General features: G+C 62.8%; 15 protein-coding genes and 1 pseudogene. 7 read left to right on the forward strand and 9 right to left on the reverse strand.

Annotated elements, in window-relative coordinates:
* Positions 1–24 precede the first annotated feature (24 nt).
* From ACAM42_RS30200 to ACAM42_RS30220, 5 genes are all read left to right on the forward strand, one after another.
* Entirely contained in the window at positions 25–804 is a 780-nt protein-coding gene (locus ACAM42_RS30200; protein ID WP_139701231.1) for an ABC transporter ATP-binding protein, read from the forward strand.
* Between the two features lie 50 nt (positions 805–854).
* Positions 855–1865 (forward strand): ABC transporter substrate-binding protein, encoded by a 1011-nt coding sequence (locus ACAM42_RS30205; RefSeq protein WP_369630358.1) that lies wholly within the window; start codon positions 855–857, stop codon positions 1863–1865.
* Positions 1866–1933: 68 nt separating this feature from the next.
* The gene (locus tag ACAM42_RS30210; protein WP_139701229.1) at positions 1934–2926 is read left to right on the forward strand and encodes an isopenicillin N synthase family oxygenase; all 993 of its coding nucleotides are present in this window, start codon (positions 1934–1936) and stop codon (positions 2924–2926) included.
* A gap of 8 nt (positions 2927–2934) precedes the next feature.
* Positions 2935–4095, forward strand: coding sequence for a thiamine pyrophosphate-dependent enzyme (locus ACAM42_RS30215; protein WP_185993684.1), 1161 nt, complete (start codon positions 2935–2937; stop codon positions 4093–4095).
* Between the two features lie 28 nt (positions 4096–4123).
* The gene (locus ACAM42_RS30220; RefSeq protein ID WP_369630359.1) at positions 4124–5560 is read left to right on the forward strand and encodes an amidohydrolase family protein; all 1437 of its coding nucleotides are present in this window, start codon (positions 4124–4126) and stop codon (positions 5558–5560) included.
* Positions 5561–5993: 433 nt separating this feature from the next.
* Here ACAM42_RS30220 and ACAM42_RS30225 read toward each other — a convergent pair whose 3' ends face one another.
* The 5 genes from ACAM42_RS30225 to ACAM42_RS30245 are packed head-to-tail and all read right to left on the reverse strand — an operon-like array spanning position 5994 to position 10407.
* Positions 5994–6785 carry an IclR family transcriptional regulator gene (locus ACAM42_RS30225; protein ID WP_369630360.1) on the reverse strand — a complete coding sequence of 264 codons (792 nt, stop codon included), beginning with the start codon at positions 6783–6785 and terminating at the stop codon, positions 5994–5996.
* Positions 6786–6804: 19 nt separating this feature from the next.
* Positions 6805–7497 carry an amino acid ABC transporter permease gene (locus tag ACAM42_RS30230; RefSeq protein ID WP_369630361.1) on the reverse strand — a complete coding sequence of 231 codons (693 nt, stop codon included), beginning with the start codon at positions 7495–7497 and terminating at the stop codon, positions 6805–6807.
* Entirely contained in the window at positions 7494–8261 is a 768-nt protein-coding gene (locus tag ACAM42_RS30235; protein ID WP_369630362.1) for an amino acid ABC transporter permease, read from the reverse strand. The genes ACAM42_RS30230 and ACAM42_RS30235 overlap by 4 nt, the downstream gene beginning before the upstream one ends.
* A gap of 33 nt (positions 8262–8294) precedes the next feature.
* Positions 8295–9194, reverse strand: a complete 900-nt coding sequence (locus ACAM42_RS30240) for a transporter substrate-binding domain-containing protein (RefSeq protein WP_369630363.1) — start codon at positions 9192–9194, stop codon at positions 8295–8297.
* Positions 9195–9228: 34 nt separating this feature from the next.
* Positions 9229–10407, reverse strand: a complete 1179-nt coding sequence (locus ACAM42_RS30245; RefSeq protein ID WP_139701222.1) for an aminotransferase class V-fold PLP-dependent enzyme — start codon at positions 10405–10407, stop codon at positions 9229–9231.
* Between the two features lie 576 nt (positions 10408–10983).
* Here ACAM42_RS30245 and ACAM42_RS30250 point away from each other — a divergent pair.
* Together ACAM42_RS30250 and ACAM42_RS30255 are read left to right on the forward strand one after the other, a co-directional pair.
* Positions 10984–11645, forward strand: a pseudogene (locus ACAM42_RS30250) (alcohol dehydrogenase catalytic domain-containing protein); the annotation flags it as partial.
* A 36-nt stretch (positions 11646–11681) separates the two neighbouring features.
* Positions 11682–11882 carry a hypothetical protein gene (locus ACAM42_RS30255; protein ID WP_369632820.1) on the forward strand — a complete coding sequence of 67 codons (201 nt, stop codon included), beginning with the start codon at positions 11682–11684 and terminating at the stop codon, positions 11880–11882.
* A gap of 66 nt (positions 11883–11948) precedes the next feature.
* On the opposite strand, the gene ACAM42_RS30260 is transcribed toward ACAM42_RS30255, so the two are convergent.
* From ACAM42_RS30260 to ACAM42_RS30275, 4 genes are all read right to left on the reverse strand, one after another.
* Complete coding sequence (locus ACAM42_RS30260) at positions 11949–13301, reverse strand: NAD(P)/FAD-dependent oxidoreductase (RefSeq protein ID WP_369630364.1); 1353 nt, start codon at positions 13299–13301, stop codon at positions 11949–11951.
* A 217-nt stretch (positions 13302–13518) separates the two neighbouring features.
* The gene (locus tag ACAM42_RS30265) at positions 13519–14181 is read right to left on the reverse strand and encodes an amino acid ABC transporter permease (RefSeq protein ID WP_139701220.1); all 663 of its coding nucleotides are present in this window, start codon (positions 14179–14181) and stop codon (positions 13519–13521) included.
* Positions 14178–14840, reverse strand: coding sequence for an amino acid ABC transporter permease (locus ACAM42_RS30270; protein ID WP_369630365.1), 663 nt, complete (start codon positions 14838–14840; stop codon positions 14178–14180). The genes ACAM42_RS30265 and ACAM42_RS30270 overlap by 4 nt, the downstream gene beginning before the upstream one ends.
* Positions 14841–14899: 59 nt before the next feature.
* Positions 14900–15772, reverse strand: a complete 873-nt coding sequence (locus ACAM42_RS30275; protein ID WP_369630366.1) for a transporter substrate-binding domain-containing protein — start codon at positions 15770–15772, stop codon at positions 14900–14902.
* Positions 15773–15783: the final 11 nt, after the last annotated feature.

Below are 15783 nucleotides of genomic sequence, written 5' to 3' on the forward strand. Positions count from 1 at the left end.
GCAACGCTTCCACAGGACATCCCCATGGCGCAAATCGACCTCGTCAATGTCGGCAAGACCTATCGCAGCGCGCAGCGCGAGCCGCTGCACGTGCTCAACGGCATCAACCTCAGCATCGAGGCCGGTGAAGTCGTCGGCCTGCTCGGCCCCTCGGGCTGCGGCAAGTCGACCATCCTCAACATCGTCGCCGGGCTGGACACGCAGTACAGCGGCAGCGTGACGATCCAGGACCGCCCGATGGCGGAGCAGCTCGCCTCGGGCTTCCGCGTCTCCTACGTGTTCCAAGAATCGCGCCTGCTGCCCTGGTACACGCTGACGCAAAACATCGAGTTCGCGCTGCGCGCGGCCGACTTCCCCCACCAGGAATGGGCCGACCGCACGAACGCGGTGCTCGACCTCGTCGGCCTGTCCAGCTTCAAGGGTTTCTACCCCGGTCAGCTCTCGGGCGGCATGCAGCAGCGCGCCTCCATCGCCCGCGCCTTCGTGGTCGACCCCGACATCCTGCTGATGGACGAGCCGTTCAGCGCGCTCGACGAGCTGACCGCGCGCAAGCTGCGCCAGAGCCTGCTCGACATCTGGTCGAAGTTCCGCTCGACCATCCTCTTCGTCAGCCACAACGCCTACGAATCGACCTACCTGGCTGACCGCATAGTCGTGATGACCTCCGATCCCGGCGGAAAGATTGCAGAGCAGATCAACCTGCGCGGAATCGCCCGCCCGCGTTCGTACGACGACGCCTCGCTGTTCGAGAAGAGCAAAGACGTGATCCACATTCTCGACCGCCGGCCCGCCGCCATGGCCTGAGCTTTCCGTTTGCCCTTCCTCCCGAACCATACCGCACTGGAGTTCCCGCCATGAAATACCCGAAGTCGTTCAAGTTAGTCGTCGGCAGCCTCGCCGCGACGCTGGCCCTGGGCGTTGCTCCGATGTGCCAGGCCCAGACCGTCAACACCGCCAAGGGCGATGGTGGCACGGTTCGCATGCTGATCAACCCGGCTGGCACGATGTCGATTCCGCCGCTGGTCATCAAGCAGTTCAACCTCGACAAGAAGTACAACATCAACGTCGAGACGGTGCCCTACAGCAACAACAACTCGGCCGCCGTAGCGCTGCAAAGCAAGAGCACCGACGTCGTGATCCTCGACTGGCTGGCCACCGCGCGCCTGAAGGCCGGCGGCGTGGGCGTAGTCGGTGTCGCGCCGTTCATGACCTACGTGAACAGCATCATCGTGCCAACAAACTCGCTAGCCAAGACCCTGGCCGACCTGAAGGGCCTGAAGGTCGGCGTACAGAACAAGACCGGTTTCGACTGGATCATCACCGTTGCCGCCGCGAAGAAGAAGTTCGGCATGGACCTGAACAAGGAAGTCACGCTGCACGAAGGCGCGGTGCCACTGCTGCGCGGCTTGATGGAACGGGGCGAATTGCAGGCCACCGGCATGTGGAACTCGCTGGCCCCTGAAATGCTGGCCAGCGGCAAGTTCCGCACGCTGACGACGATCCGCGAGATCTCCGACAGCACGGGCCTGCCCACCGTGCCCTTCCTGTTCTTCGGCTTCCGCGAGGAATACGCCAAGGCCAACCCGGCCAACGTGCGCGCCTTCGTTGCCGCCTACCAGGACGCGGTGAAGATCATGAAGTCCGACGACCAGCTGTGGGAAGAACAGGGCAAGCGCATGAAGCTGTCGCCCCAGGCCACCCAGTTCTTCAAGAAGCAGGTGCGCAACGACTTGTTGACGGTGTTCACGCCCGACATGGCCAAGGGCCTGTCCGACTCGCTCGACGCGATGGTCGACGTGGCCGGCCCTGAAGTCATCGGCATGAGCAAGCTGCCCGCCGGCCTGATCACGCTGGACTACCAGTAAATCGTTCGAAACGCCGCGCCCCATTTGCTTCCAGGGGCGCAGCGCCTTCCCTTCCCAGGAGACATCCCGTGAGTTCCCTTCAAGCCAAGACCGTATCGACCGTGAGCCTGCCGGTGATCGACATCAGCGGACTGTCCTCATCGAACCTCGCCGACCGCCAGGCCGTCGGCCGCCAGATCCGCGCCGCCTGCATCGAGTACGGCTTTTTCTATGTCGATGGCCACGGCGTGCCGCAAGGCTTGCTCGACGCCGCCCTGCAGCAGGGCGAGGCGTTCTTCAGCCAGCCCGACGACGACAAGGCGAAGGTGGCGCGCACCCACTCGTTCTGCAACCGCGGCTGGGACCCGCTGAAGGCCGAATCGCTGGGCCTGGACGTGCCCGACAACAAGGAAACTCTGTTCCTCGGCCTAGACCTGCCGCTGGACCACCCCGCCGTCGTGGCCGGCCGCTTCAACCATGGCCCGAACCAGTGGCCAAGCGACCTGCCCGGCTTCAAGCCGACCATGCGTGCCTACCACGCGGCCCTGCGCGACGTCAGCGAACGCATGATGGTCGGCCTGGCCCTCGCGCTGAACCTGCCGGAAGACCACTTCAAGGACTTCAACGACACCCCGCTGTCCACCGTCCGCATGCTGCACTACCCGCCGCAGGCGGTGGGAGCCTCGCAAGACACCATCGGCGCCGGCTCCCACACCGACTTCGGCGCCTTGACCTTTCTGTTGCAGGACAACAACAGCGGTCTACAGGTGCAAGGCCTCAATGGCGATTGGATCAGCGCACCGCCGATCCCTGGCACCTTCGTGTTCAACATCGGCGACGCCATCGCCCACTGGACCAACGACCTGTTCCGCTCGACGCTGCACCGCGTGGTCAACGTTTCGGGCAACGAGCGCTATTCGGTGCCGTTCTTCTACTCCGGCAACCCCGACCATCAGCTCGAATGCCTGCCTGGCTGCCTAAAGGAGGGCGAATCGCCGAAGTACCCACCGACCACCGTGGAAGCGCACATGACCGAGTGCTACCACCGCGCTCGCGCGGCCGCGCCGTCCTACCTCGGATGACCGCATCCATGACTGCCTCGTTCAAGAGATATGACTTCCTGACGGCGCTCGCGTCGGTGGCCCGTGACGACCTCGTCGTCACCAACTTGGCCAACACCGCGACCGAGTGGCATGCGGCGCGTCCGTCGCATGCCAACCTCTACGCGGTGGGCATGGGCCTGGTGACGCCCTATGCGCTGGGCGTGGCCCTGGCCCGTCCCGACCAGCCGGTGATCGCGCTCGACGGCGACGGCGGCATCTTCTTCGACACTTCGGTGCTGGGCACCATCGCCGCAGCGGCTCCGGTCAACCTGACGATTGTCGTGTTCGACAACAGCGGCTACATATCCACCGGCAAGCTGCCCGACGTGGCCTCGTTGGCCGCCCAGGTCGACATCGCCACGCTGGCGCGCGCCTACGGGCTGGCCAACGTGCACACAGTGGACCACCCCGAGGCGCTGGTCGCCTGCGTGCGCGAAACCTCGGCCCATGCCGGCGCGAAGCTGATCGTGGCCAAGGTGAACGTGGAACAGGCCTTCGTCGGCGCACTGCCGATGGACCTGAAGGAAAACAAGTACCACTTCGTTCGTCATATCGAGCAGGCCGTCGGCATCCGCATCTTGAAGCCTTCGGCCAAAGAACACGGCGCCCGCCCCGCGGCCGACCCGAGCGGCAACGCCGGCGCCAACGGCAGCTTTGCACAGACGCTGTACGCCGCGCTGAAGGACAACGGCATCGACTTCGTCATTGGCCTGCCCTGCAGCGGCTTCAGCGGCGCGCAGTCACTGCTGATGCAGGACCGCGAGCTGCGCTACCTGCCGGTCGCCCATGAAGGCACCGGCTTGGGCATCTGTGCCGGCGCCTGGCTGGGCGGCAAGCGCCCGGCCGCACTGATCGAGAACTTCGGCCTGTTCGCCTCGGTGTACCAGTTGCTGCGCGGCCACTTCAGCCACGGCATTCCCACGCTGCTGATGACCGAATGGCGCGGCGACACCGGCGACCAGGAGTTCTTCGCCGAGACCGGCGAAGTGACGCGCGCGCTGCTGTCGGCCATCCGCGTGAACCACCGCGTAGTGGACGACGCCGCGCAGCTGATGCCCGCGGTGCGCGACGCGCTGCGCTGGATGGACGCCTGCCTGCGCCCCTTCGCGCTGCTGCCCACCTTCGAACTGACGCGCCAGAAGCGCTAGCTCGCCCCCTTCACCCGATCGCCCACCCATGCGCACCCTGCTCTCCAACATCGGCCAGCTCTACACCTGCGACAGCAGCGACCGCGTGCTGGCCAACTCCTATGTCGTCGTCGACGACGACCGCATCGCGGAGGTTGGCCAGGGCATGCCCGAGGGCCACTTCGACCAGCGTCTGGATCTGCGCGGCCAGATCGTGATGCCTGGCTTCATCAACCTGCACCACCACTTCTTCCAAACACTGACGCGCGCCATCCCGCGCGCGCTGTCGGGCCACCTGCTCGACTGGCTGAAGGCGATGTACCCGCTGTGGGCCGGCATGACGCCCGACGACCTAGACGCCGCCACGCAGGCCTCCATGGCCGAACTGATGCTGACTGGCGCCACCACCACCGCCGACCACGCCTACCTTATGCCGGGCGGGCGGGCTGAGTACACCGATGCGCTGGTGCACGGCGCGCGCACCGCCGGCCTGCGGCTGCACCTGGTGCGCGGCTGCATGACGGCGATGGAAGACACGCTGGAGGCCGACCTGAGCGCCGTGCTGGGCCCGCGCGCCGGGGGCCTGGTCGACGACGAGGAAGCCGTGCTGGCCGACATGGCCCACGGCATCCGCCAGCACCACCAGACCGGCTGGGGCGCACGCATCACGATGGCGCTGGGCCCCACCACTGCCACCTACCAGCGCATGGACTTCATGAGCCGCATCTCCGAGCTGGCCCACGCCAACGGCTGCGGCCTGCACATGCATTTCCACCCGCGGCCTGACGAGCGTGTGTGGTGCCGCGAGCAATACGGCAAGCGTCCCATCGAACTGCTGCAAGACGCCGGCTGGCTGGCCCCCGGCACCTGGTTCGCGCACAGCACGCGTGTCGATGCCGAGGACATGGCCCAGATGGCCGAGGCCGGCGTGGCCGTGGCCCACTGCCCGCGCATGCTCGTGCGCCTTGGCGCGCGGGTGACGCCGATGCACGAAATGCTGGCCGCCGGCGTGAAGGTCGGCTTCGGAGTCGACGGCGGCGCCAGCAACGACAGCGGCTCCATGCTCGGCGAAATCCGCCTGGGCATGCTGCTGCACCGCGCGGCCGGCGGCGAAGGCACCGTGCCGTGGCAGCAGTGGCTGTCGCCCTATCGCGCGCTGACGATGGCCACGCGCGAGGCCGCGGCCATCCTCGGCCGCAGCGACATCGGCCGCATCGAGGTGGGCTGCTGCGCCGATATAGTGGCCTTCGACATGTCGCCGATCGGCTTTGCCGGTGCCCGCACCGACTGGATCTCGGGCCTACTGGTGGCCGGCGACGACACCCGCGCGTCGCTGACCATGGTGGGCGGCGCGATCCGGGTTCTGCACGGCCGCCTGGCGTGGGACGACGAACGCGCGCTGCGCGGCCGTGTCGACACCATCACGCACCGTCTGATCGAACGCGCCCACGACCTCACCGGCCTGGACTACTCTCAGATGGCATGAACGGGCATTGTCACGTTGGCGGTCAGTCGACGCGCGATGCGCGACCGATGCCTTCTTGAGCGTTTCGATCTCGGCGCGCACTTCTTTGCGAGCAACGCGGGAGATTTCGGCTCTAAAGATCGAGGCGATGTTTGGCATGGACGCATTGTGCCGCGCCGTTGCAGCGCTGCAGTTCTGCCGTCGGACCTTCAAGGCCGGGCATGAAAAGCGACAGCGGTCGGCATCGAGGCGGTTCCCTGAGCGGCTTTTTTCTCCCTGGCCTCTACCAGCGCCGAACCACTGTCGAGAGGCAGTGTGCGTGACCCAAGTGAAATCGGAGTGAAGTCCGTGCAGGAGTTCTGTGAAACGATACTTGCCGTCTTGTTTCGTGCAACTGCTGCCCCTGATGCAGCCAGTCAGAGCTTGAGCGACACTGCCTGCCGCCGCCGAGATCTCACCGGGGCTGGATCGCCCGCCTGATCCGATCCGCGTATGTCGTCAGTGTCGGCACCATCGCCACGACGTCCTCCAGCGTGCGCCTGCTCTTCGGCGCAGAGATCGTGAGCGCCGCCACAACCTGACCCTCTGTGTTCTGTATGGGTACTGCGGCACCAACGACGCCTGCGATGTACTCGGACTCGTTGGCCGCATAACCCTGATTCTTCACTTTCCGAAGGCGCTCGAGAAGAACTTTCGGCGCGGTCACGGTCTTGGGTGTCAGTGGCTCCCAGGGGCCGGAGGCCATGAACTTGGCGAGTTCGTCCGGCGGCAGCGCCGCAAGGAAGATCTGCCCACTGGATGTGCAGTGGAGCGGCGCCTTCTGCCCCGCCTGAAACTGAAGCGTGAGGGGAGACTGCCCCATGACGCTCGCGATGTACTCGACCTCGCCGGAGGACATCAACGCCAGGCCGCAGGTTTCTCCGGTCTTTTGTGCAACGGCCGTCAGCAGCGCTTGAATTGGCGCGTAGACGATGGTGGAGCTCAGGATCGACGTCGCCAGTCCAACCAGCTTGGGGGCGACGGCGTACTTGCCCTTGACGGGCATCTTCTGGAGAAACTGCAGTTCCTCCAGCGTGGCGATCATCCGGTGTGCTGTCGGCCTGGGCAGATCGAGGAGATAGACGATGTCGGCCGCGGAGATCATGCCCATCTTCGCCGCCAGGTTGAGGACCGCAAACAGCCGCTCGACAGGCGTTCCCACGATCGCTGTCGAAGCTTTCTTCGCTTTCTTGGTCGTCGTGCTCATGGCTGCATTATTCAGGTCTCTATCGACGTCCCGGAACTGCATCGCGATTCTTCAGAATGGCCACGAGCTGAGACGTCAGCGAGGAAAGCACCATGTAGATCACGGCAACCGCCAGGTACATCTCGACGAGGCGTCCGTCACGTTGGGCAATCTTCGAGGCGGCTCCCAGCAGATCGGTGACCGACAGCACGTAGACCAGCGACGTATCCTGAAACAGGATGATCGTCTGCGTGAGCAGTATCGGGCTGACGACACGCAGTACCTGCGGCAGGATGATCAGCCGATAGGTCTGCCAGGTCGACATCCCCAGCGCCTTGCACGCACCGTACTGCCCCTTTGCCATCGACTTGAACCCTGCGTGAATGATCTCGGCGTAGTAGGCGGCCTCGAACAGCGTGAACGTCACGAAGGCCGTCCACACCGGCCCGATCTGCACCGGCCTCGAGGCTCCGGTCATCCACATCAGCACGAGCGGCATCAGGAAGAAGAACCAGAAGAGCACCATGATCAGGGGCACCGAGCGGATCAGCGTGATGTACGCACTTGCGAGCTGGGACGCGACCGGAACTTCAAGGTGCCTCACAAGAGCGAGGCCAATGCCGAGCAACAGGCCGCCGAGAAAGCCGACCGCGGTGAGCTTCAGCGAGAACACCAGTCCGTCGAACAGGAACGGCCAGGCCTGCGCGATCACGGAAAAGTCGAAGTGGTTCATGGCTTCGCCGCCTCCTTTCGCATCGGAAAGAAGCGGCGTCTCGTGATCGTGGGCTCCGTGCCGGGCGTGCGGAGGCGCTTTTCCAGACCGTGCATGACGGCATAGACGGAGAGTGCGAGCAGCAGATAGAGGATGGTTGCCGCGCCGAAGGCCTGGAACGTCTTGAAGGTGAACTCGTTGATCTGTCGAGCCTGGGCGGTGAGCTCAAGAAGCCCGATGGTCAGTGCCACCGACGTGTTCTTGAAGATGCCCATCACCTCGCTGGTCAGCGTCGACATGATGATGCGCAGCGCCTGTGGAAGCAGGATGGTGCGATACAGCTCCAGTTCTGTCATGCCCAGTGCCCTGGCGGCCGATCGCTGGCCGTAGGGCAATGCTTCGATCCCCGCCTTGACCTGCTCTGCCACGCGAGCGCCGGTGTAGAGCGAAAGCGCAATCAATGCGGGGAAGAAGGCTCCCCAGGGCGGCACCATCTTCTTCATCGCATTGCCGAGGTCGGGCGGCAGCAGTTCAGGCAGCACGAAGTACCAGAGGAACATCTGGACGATGATGGGGATATTGCGGAAAACCTCGACATAGAGCCGCGCGGTCAGCGCGATCGCCCGGTTGGAGGAGGTCCGGCCACAGCCGACCAGCACCCCCAGGACGAAGGCTACGCACCAGCCCGCCAGCGCCAGGGCGACCGTCCAGGCCAAGCCATTGAGCAGCCAGGCGAGATACAGCTCCTCGCCGTCCTGGACTGTCTCGAAAAGAACTTCGAACACATCGAGCTCCAGTCAGCTTCGGATGGTGGTGCTTCAGTCGATCCGGTCGCTGGGGACCTTGATCCGCTCCTTCAGCTTTTCCGTCATCGGAAAGGCCAGGCTCACGTTGCGCGGCGGGATCGGCGCCTCGAACCACTTCTTGTAGAGCTTGTCGTACTCGCCGCTCTTCATGAGGTTGCCGATCACGCCGTCGACGAGGGCCTTGAACGCCGGATCGTCCTTGCGCAGCATCAGGCCGTAGTAGATATTGTCGAAGCCGCCAGGCATGAGGGCAAACGACGCCGAGTTGCGTGAGTTCGCCTTCTCGCCCGCCAGCAGGATGTCGTCCTCGAGCCAGGCGACGGCACGGTTGCTGTCGAGCGTGAGCATTGACTCGCCATGGTCCTTGGCCGCGATCGTCATCAGCGCCATCTTCTGCTCTTCGTTGAACTTGCGCGCGAAGCCGACGGCGTTGGAGCCTTGTGTGACCACGATGGTCTTGCCCTTGAGGTCCGCCGGACTCTTCACGCCGGAGTCCACGCGCACCAGCCAGAGCGGCTGGCTGACGAAGGTGGCGACCGAAAAGGCAACCTGCTTCTGCCGCGCGGCGTTGTTCGCGGTGCCGCCGCACTCGATGTCGACGGTGCCGTTGACGACCAGCGGGATGCGGTTCGACGAGTTGACGGCCACCTGCTTGAATTCCAGCTTGGGCATGTTCAGCTGCTGCTGCACCTTGTCCACAACGGCCGCGCACAGGTCCATCGAAATGCCGACGGGCTTCTGCTGGCTGTCCAGGAACGAGAACGGCACGGACGACTCGCGGTAGCCGAGCGTGATCGCCCCGGTTTCCTTGATCTTCTGCAGCGTATCTCCGCCGGTCTGGGCGAAGCTGGGCATGTTCGCGGCCAGCAGGCATGCGGCTGCGATGGTGAGAAACGACGACTTCGGGTTCATGAAGATTCTCCTGCGGTCAATAAAAAGATGGCAATCAGTCGACCTGGATTGCCGCCGTCGGGTGGGCGCTGCGGCTCAGGCGCTGCTGGATCAGCGATACGACCTGGTCGACGTCTTCGGAGGTGTTAAAGAGGCCGAAGGAGATGCGAATGCCGCCGCGCTCGGGCGATACGCGAACCTGGTTCTGCGTGAAGTAGTCCAGCCATTCGGCGACCGGCAGATCCAGCACATAGATGTGTGCACGGCTGGCACGGGTACGTGGACCGACGAGACGTACGCCGAGCCGTTCAAGCTGTGCGATCAAGCGGTCGCCCAGTTCGAGCACGTGCGCTTCGATTCGCTCGACGCCGGTCTTTCGGATGAGGTTGATCGAGCTCGACAAGGCGTGCAGATCGGGAAGGTTGTAGTTGCCAAACTCGAAGCGCCCCGCATCCTTGCGCGGCGCCAGATCGTCGGGCCGCGCGATGTAGTCCTCGGGGGGATTCGCCAGGCTGCTCATCGCGAGGTAGGCCGGCTGCAGTTCATCCAGACCGGCCTTTACGTAGAGGATTCCCAGGCCCTGCGGCACGAGCAAACCCTTGTGGCAGCCGGCGGCCAGCACGGACACGCCCAGTGTCCTGACGTCGACCGGCAGCACGCCGACAGACTGCATCACGTCGACGACCAGGTAGATGCCCTTCTGCGCGCACAGACGGCCGATGCTGGCGATGTCGTGCCGCTGGCCCGCATGGAAGGTCACGTGCGACAACGAGATAACCTTGGTCCTGGCGTCGATGAAGGGCTCGAAGGTTTCCGCGGTCGCGATTTCATCGTCTGCCACCTTCACGAAGCGCACCTGCACGCCCTTGCGCTTCAGGTTGAGCCAGGCATAGGCATTGTTCGGATGGTCGCCCTCGAGCATCAGGACGGTGTCCTCGTTCGCAAGCGGAACGGCATTCGCTGCGATATTGAGGCCCTCGGAGGTGTTCTTGGTGAAGGCGATCTCGCTGGGCGATGCATTCAGCAGCGCCGCGACGTCCTCCCGGGCACGCTCGACGCGGCGCATCCACACCGGCTTCGGGCCGGCCATTTCGTTGCCTTCCGCGAGAAATTCGGAAAGTGCCAGGCGCACGCAGGTCGCCATGGGTGTCTGGTGCGCGGAGTCCAGGTAGAGCATCCGCTTGGTGACCGGAAATTCCTGGCGGATGGAGTCAATTTCGAGAATGGCGGACATGGTTTCCTCAGTTCATCAATCATTGCCCCGATGTGGGGCGGCGGGTGCATGGAACGCATGACCACCGTGTGACGTGAATCGATGCGACGGTGTCATCCTAGGAGTGCCTGTGAGTCGCCACGTCTCGATATTCGGCCATATCGAAGGTCGAATTTCCAAGGGAAAGTACAGGTAGATCACTCCAAAAATCGCGTCCGGATTTCGAGACAAAATTTCATCGCAGGCAGCCTGATTCAGGCTCTTTCATGCGCTGTTCGCAGGGTTTGGAGCGTAGAACGAGGGTGATCGACCCCAAGACGGCGCCCTCGTGGGAGTCAACGCCTCGCACCATGCAGGGGCGAGCACGATGAAAGAGGCACCTTGCGAGAGCTTGCTCACCAGGCTGCTGCGTATCGAAATCTGAACACACCCAGTCGACACAGAGACATACCATCCGCCGCGCTCTGCAACTGCAGGGCTCCGTGGACAGGCTGACTGCAGCGCATGCGCTTCAAGGCTTGCTGCTCACCATCCGCCACGAGGAAAACGTACGTCGCCGCGCAGTTCCGGCGATTGAACCTTGAGGACCCTTGACCCATGAAAACCAAAGCCGCCGTCCCCTGGAAATCCGGAGCCCCGCTCACCATCGAAACCGTGGACCTCGAAGGCCCGAAGTTCGGCGAAGTGCTGGTCGAGATCAAGGCCACCGGCATCTGCCACACCGACTACTACACGCTCTCGGGCGCCGACCCCGAAGGCATCTTCCCCGCGATCCTGGGCCATGAAGGCGCGTGCATCGTGGTCGATGTGGGCCCCGGCGTCACCACGCTGAAGAGGAGCGACCACGTCATTCCGCTCTACACGCCCGAATGCCGCCACTGCAAGTTCTGCCTCTCGCGCAAAACCAACCTGTGCCAGCTGATCCGCGGCACCCAGGGCAAGGGCCAGATGCCCGATGGCACCAGCCGCTTCAGTCTCGACGGCAAGCCCATCGCGCACTACATGGGCACCTCGACCTTCAGCAACTACATGGTCGCGCCCGAGATCTCGCTGGCCAAGATCCGCGAAGACGCCCCCTTCGACAAGGTCTGCTACATCGGCTGCGGCGTCACCACCGGCATCGACGCGGTGATCTTCACGGCCAAGGTAGAAGCCGGCGCGAACGTGGTGGTGTTCGGCTTTCCACTGGCGGCGGCGAGGTGATGAACGCCGCGGGTGCTCGCCTCGTGAAGGTGCTCAACTATCCGCTCGACATCGACAAGCTACACACCGGCGCCAACCGGGTGTTCAAGATCATGGACGACCATCTGGCAGACCGCGAGTTCTTGGAGCTGGGCCGTGCAACGATCGCCGATATCGCCTGCTTTCCGTACACAGCACTGGCCGGTGAAGGTGGCATCGACTTGTCACCGTACAAAAACGTGCTTGCATGGATTGAACGGATGAAGAGGCTCCCAGGCTTCATTCCGATGCCGGGTATTGCCGCCGCAAACTAGGCCGTGCCTCCGCGGGCTTCGTGAGTCGAGGCTTACGGATCCCGCACCGCGCCTCGTCGACGACTCCTAGTGCAGTTTCACCTTGGAGCCGGTCGAAGGTGTTAGCGACCTCGCCAGCGTCTCCCGAGCCACGCGCCACCATCCATGCAGGGCGAGCTCGTGCATTTTGTACATGGACTTGTACATGAGCTTGGCGAAGACGCCTTCGATAAACATGTTCCTTCCGACAACGCTGCCCATCAAGTTGCCGACCGTGCTGAAGTCTCCCAAGGAAATCAGCGAGCCGAAATCTCGGTAGCGATAGGGAGGAAGACTTCCCCCTGCAATGAACTGCGAGAGATGACGCGCCAGGAACGAAGCCTGCTGGTGTGCAGCCTGGGCTCGAGGTGGAACGTAGCCGTTTCCATTGGGGCGCATGCATGCAGCGCAGTCACCGATGGCAAAGATGCTGGAGTCCAACGTCGTCTGTAGCGTCGGGTGCACCGTCAGCTGATTGAGTCGATTGGTTTCGAGGCCGTCCAGCGTCTTCAACAGTGCTGGGGCCTTCACGCCCGCAGCCCAGACACTGATTTCCGCAGGGATCGTGCAACCGTCTTTCAGCGTGACCTCGCCTTCATCAACGCTGCTAACGCTCGCTCCAACGTGGACGTGAATACCTGAGCGGCTCAACAGGTCGTGCGCAGCGGCCGAGAGTCGGGCGGGAAGTGCCGGAAGAATTCTGTCCGAGGCCTCGATAAGGTGAATCTCAAGCTTGGCGCGACCGTTGAGTGCAGCGTCTGCTGAGTTCAAGACCTCTTTCCCCGTTCGATGCAGTTCAGCGGCGAGCTCGACGCCAGTTGCCCCTGCTCCGATGATGCAAATCCGAAGTTGAGCAGCAGTCAAGGGACCATCTTGAGCCTGGGCTCGGAAGCAGGCATTCATCAGCTTCCGATTGAAACGGACTGCGTCGCCAAGCGACTCGAGCTTGAGCGCATTCTTCAGCACGCCTTCGGTTCCGAAGTCGTTGCACTGGCTTCCGACTGCGATGACGAGAGTGTCGTATGGAACGTTCCGTCGAGGCGTTACCCGCTCTCCCTCCGAGTCCACATAGGGGTCAACGCTCACCAACCGAGCCACTCGGTCGAGGCCGGACATCTGTCCGATTCGGAACACGAAGCCGTGCTTGCGTGCATGTGCAAGATAGCCGACTTCGTGCCGGCTGGTGTCCATGCTCCCGGCCGCGATTTCATGAAGCTTCGGCTTCCAGACATGTGTTCGAGACTTGTCTATGAGCGTGACTGCGAGACGTCTGTTCCTGCCAAGACTGGTCGCGAGTTCAAGGCCTGCCGCCCCACCGCCAACGATGACAACCCTATGGCGCTCAGGAATGCCGCCATCCTTTTGTCCTTCTGTGGACGGTACTGACCATCGACTGAGCATGACAGAACCTAGTTGTAGCCAAGGACGGCCACGCCATCCAAGATGACCTCGAGGTCCCTTCTTTTGGCTTCAGCTGCCATTACGGACATCGGCAGGTCTCGCAGGCGAGGAACGGCCAGGAGACCTTGCACACCAACCAATGGCGACGGAGCAGGACAAACCGTGGTCGTGGCAGGCCTGCCTCGTTCTTGGGTAGGGATATCGCTGTTCATGATGGTTAGTTTCGGAGCCGACGTTCCAGGTAGTCGGAGAGCAGGGTTAGCGGATAGCAGATGACGAAAAAGACAACGAGGACACCACAATAGATTTCGACCGCATGAGCGTCATTGCTCACGTATGCCAGCCGTTCGATCATTTGTCTCGCCGAACCCAGCAAGTCGGTGACGCCGACGACGGATGTGAGCGCGCTGGCCTGAATCAGCACGGTGAGTTGTCCGATGTACGGAGGGAGGAATCGCCGGAGCGCCTGCGGCATCACTGCAAACACGAGTGCATCGAGCTTGCCCATACCAAGAGCGCGGGCGGCTTCCGTCTGATGGGACGAAATCGACTTGAGCGCACCTCGTGCGGTCTCGGCGATGTTCGCGCCGCCCCAGAGCGCGAGCCCAAGTACCGACGCCGTGATGGGCCCGGTGCTGATGCCGACGTGTGGCAATGCGAAGAAGACAAACAAGAGTGTTATCAGCGAAGGAACACCCCGGAAGACATCGATGTAGATCCGCACGACGAACTTTACCCAAAGCGTCGTGCTCGCGGAGAGCGCTCCGACGGCTACTCCGATGGCTGTCGCGACGAGCGTTGTCAGCAAGGAGACCCAGAGCGTGACGTATAGCCCGCTGAGCATGTGCGATGCGACGGGCCCCATCCATTCCTGGTTCATTTCACGGCTCCCAAGCCGGGCACTGCGACCGCCTTCTCAAGCCTGCGGGAGGCCATCGCAATAACGTTTGAGACGATGAGATAGGCAAGCGCTGCAATGCCGAACACCTGGAACACCTTGAACGTGTCTGCCACCATGCGATTGGCTACGTACGTAAGCTCCTGATAGCCAACTGCGATCATGAAAGACGACGATCGAAACTGGGTGATCGCCATAGTCGTCGCAGCAGGAATTGCTGCACGCGCACCAAGGGGAACGGTAATGTCCAGAAAGGCCCGAGGAGCAGACATTCCGAGCGCTCGAGCAGCGAGCACCTCGTTCGGGTTCACAGCACCAAAGCCTGCTCGGAAGATTTCCGTGTGGTATGCAGCCCCCCAAAGTCCCAGCGCCAGCCACGACGTCTCGAACGGCGAGAGCTTTACTCCAAGGTCCGGCAACGCGAAGTAGAGCATCACGACCTGGACCAAGAGCGGCGTGCACCGGAAGAGATTGGCGTAGCAAGCGATGAGCTGGCTCAGCACCGGAATGCGCGCGTGGCGCGCTGCCCCCATCAGCATGCCCAGCGCCATACCGAGGGTGATGCCGATGCCACTAACAAGCAGCGTCCGGCCTAGCCCGTCGAGCAGAACGAGCAGTTCGTTCGTGAAATTCGGTGTCATATCGATTCCTCCCGGCGATCCACCCTACGTGGTCGGATGGGCGCTCTTTTTTGGATTCCTTACTTCAAGCAGTCGAGCGCGCCGGACTTTGAGTAGTCCATCTTCATGCTCGGTCCGGGAACAATCTGTCGATACTTTGCAGCGAACGCAGGATCCTTCACCTCCGCCGAAAAAGCCTTGTAGAAGGCATCTTCGCCACGCATCTGCTCGAGCACCGCATTAACCCAATCGAGCATCGGCTTGTTGCCCTTCTTGACCCCCACGCCTTGAACTGCGGTCGCGGCCAATGTGCCGACAACCTTGTAGTTCTTCTGCATCTGAGTGAAGTTGAAGCCATACACATCGATGTAGGCGAAGGCATCCGTACGCCCTTGCGTGAGCATGGTGGCGCCTTCTGCTGCGGTCTGGGCTGTCACCAAGTTTGCTTGCGGGTAGCACTTCTGCAGCCAAGTCTGGTACGTGCTGCCAGTCGGCGTCACGACTGTCTTGCCGGCGAGGTCGGCGTAGTCATTGATCTTCGAGTCCTTGGGGACAATGAGCTGAAGATTGCTGGCCCAAATTGGATTGGAGTAATCGAGTTGTTCTGCACGCGCTGGTGTATATGCGAGCGAGGCCAGAATCATGTCGATCTTGCCGGACTGAAGGAATGAAACGCGGTTTCCATCGTTGACGCACTGAGTCTTCAGGCCATCACCGGTGCCGAAGGCGGCTTCACCGATACGCTTCACCAGCGTGTACTCGTACCCGGCAGGCTTGCCGTCGATGCCAACGAAACCAGCGGGCGGGTACGTGCAGTTGATACCGACGGTCAGGAAGCCGGTTGCCTTGACCTCTGGCGGCAGCGGAACGTCCACCTTGGGTGCGGCGGCCATTGCTGCAAGAGGGGCGAAGCTCATGGCGGAGACCAGGGAAGTAATCAGCGATTTCTTCATGACAAGCTTTC

Source organism: Variovorax sp. V35 (assembly GCF_041154465.1).
GTDB lineage: Bacteria > Pseudomonadota > Gammaproteobacteria > Burkholderiales > Burkholderiaceae_C > Variovorax > Variovorax boronicumulans.

What these genes read in the sequence shown, in the direction of transcription:
- ACAM42_RS30260 (WP_369630364.1), bottom strand. Translation starts at nt 13,301, where the DNA reads ATGCTCAGTCGATGGTCAGTACCGTCCACAGAAGGACAAAAGGATGGC.
- ACAM42_RS30240 (WP_369630363.1), bottom strand. Translation starts at nt 9,194, where the DNA reads ATGAACCCGAAGTCGTCGTTTCTCACCATCGCAGCCGCATGCCTGCTG.
- ACAM42_RS30275 (WP_369630366.1), bottom strand. Translation starts at nt 15,772, where the DNA reads ATGAAGAAATCGCTGATTACTTCCCTGGTCTCCGCCATGAGCTTCGCC.
- ACAM42_RS30205 (WP_369630358.1), top strand. Translation starts at nt 855, where the DNA reads ATGAAATACCCGAAGTCGTTCAAGTTAGTCGTCGGCAGCCTCGCCGCG.
- ACAM42_RS30230 (WP_369630361.1), bottom strand. Translation starts at nt 7,497, where the DNA reads ATGAACCACTTCGACTTTTCCGTGATCGCGCAGGCCTGGCCGTTCCTG.
- ACAM42_RS30225 (WP_369630360.1), bottom strand. Translation starts at nt 6,785, where the DNA reads ATGAGCACGACGACCAAGAAAGCGAAGAAAGCTTCGACAGCGATCGTG.
- ACAM42_RS30270 (WP_369630365.1), bottom strand. Translation starts at nt 14,840, where the DNA reads ATGACACCGAATTTCACGAACGAACTGCTCGTTCTGCTCGACGGGCTA.
- ACAM42_RS30265 (WP_139701220.1), bottom strand. Translation starts at nt 14,181, where the DNA reads ATGAACCAGGAATGGATGGGGCCCGTCGCATCGCACATGCTCAGCGGG.
- ACAM42_RS30220 (WP_369630359.1), top strand. Translation starts at nt 4,124, where the DNA reads ATGCGCACCCTGCTCTCCAACATCGGCCAGCTCTACACCTGCGACAGC.
- ACAM42_RS30200 (WP_139701231.1), top strand. Translation starts at nt 25, where the DNA reads ATGGCGCAAATCGACCTCGTCAATGTCGGCAAGACCTATCGCAGCGCG.
- ACAM42_RS30215 (WP_185993684.1), top strand. Translation starts at nt 2,935, where the DNA reads ATGACTGCCTCGTTCAAGAGATATGACTTCCTGACGGCGCTCGCGTCG.
- ACAM42_RS30255 (WP_369632820.1), top strand. Translation starts at nt 11,682, where the DNA reads ATGGACGACCATCTGGCAGACCGCGAGTTCTTGGAGCTGGGCCGTGCA.
- ACAM42_RS30245 (WP_139701222.1), bottom strand. Translation starts at nt 10,407, where the DNA reads ATGTCCGCCATTCTCGAAATTGACTCCATCCGCCAGGAATTTCCGGTC.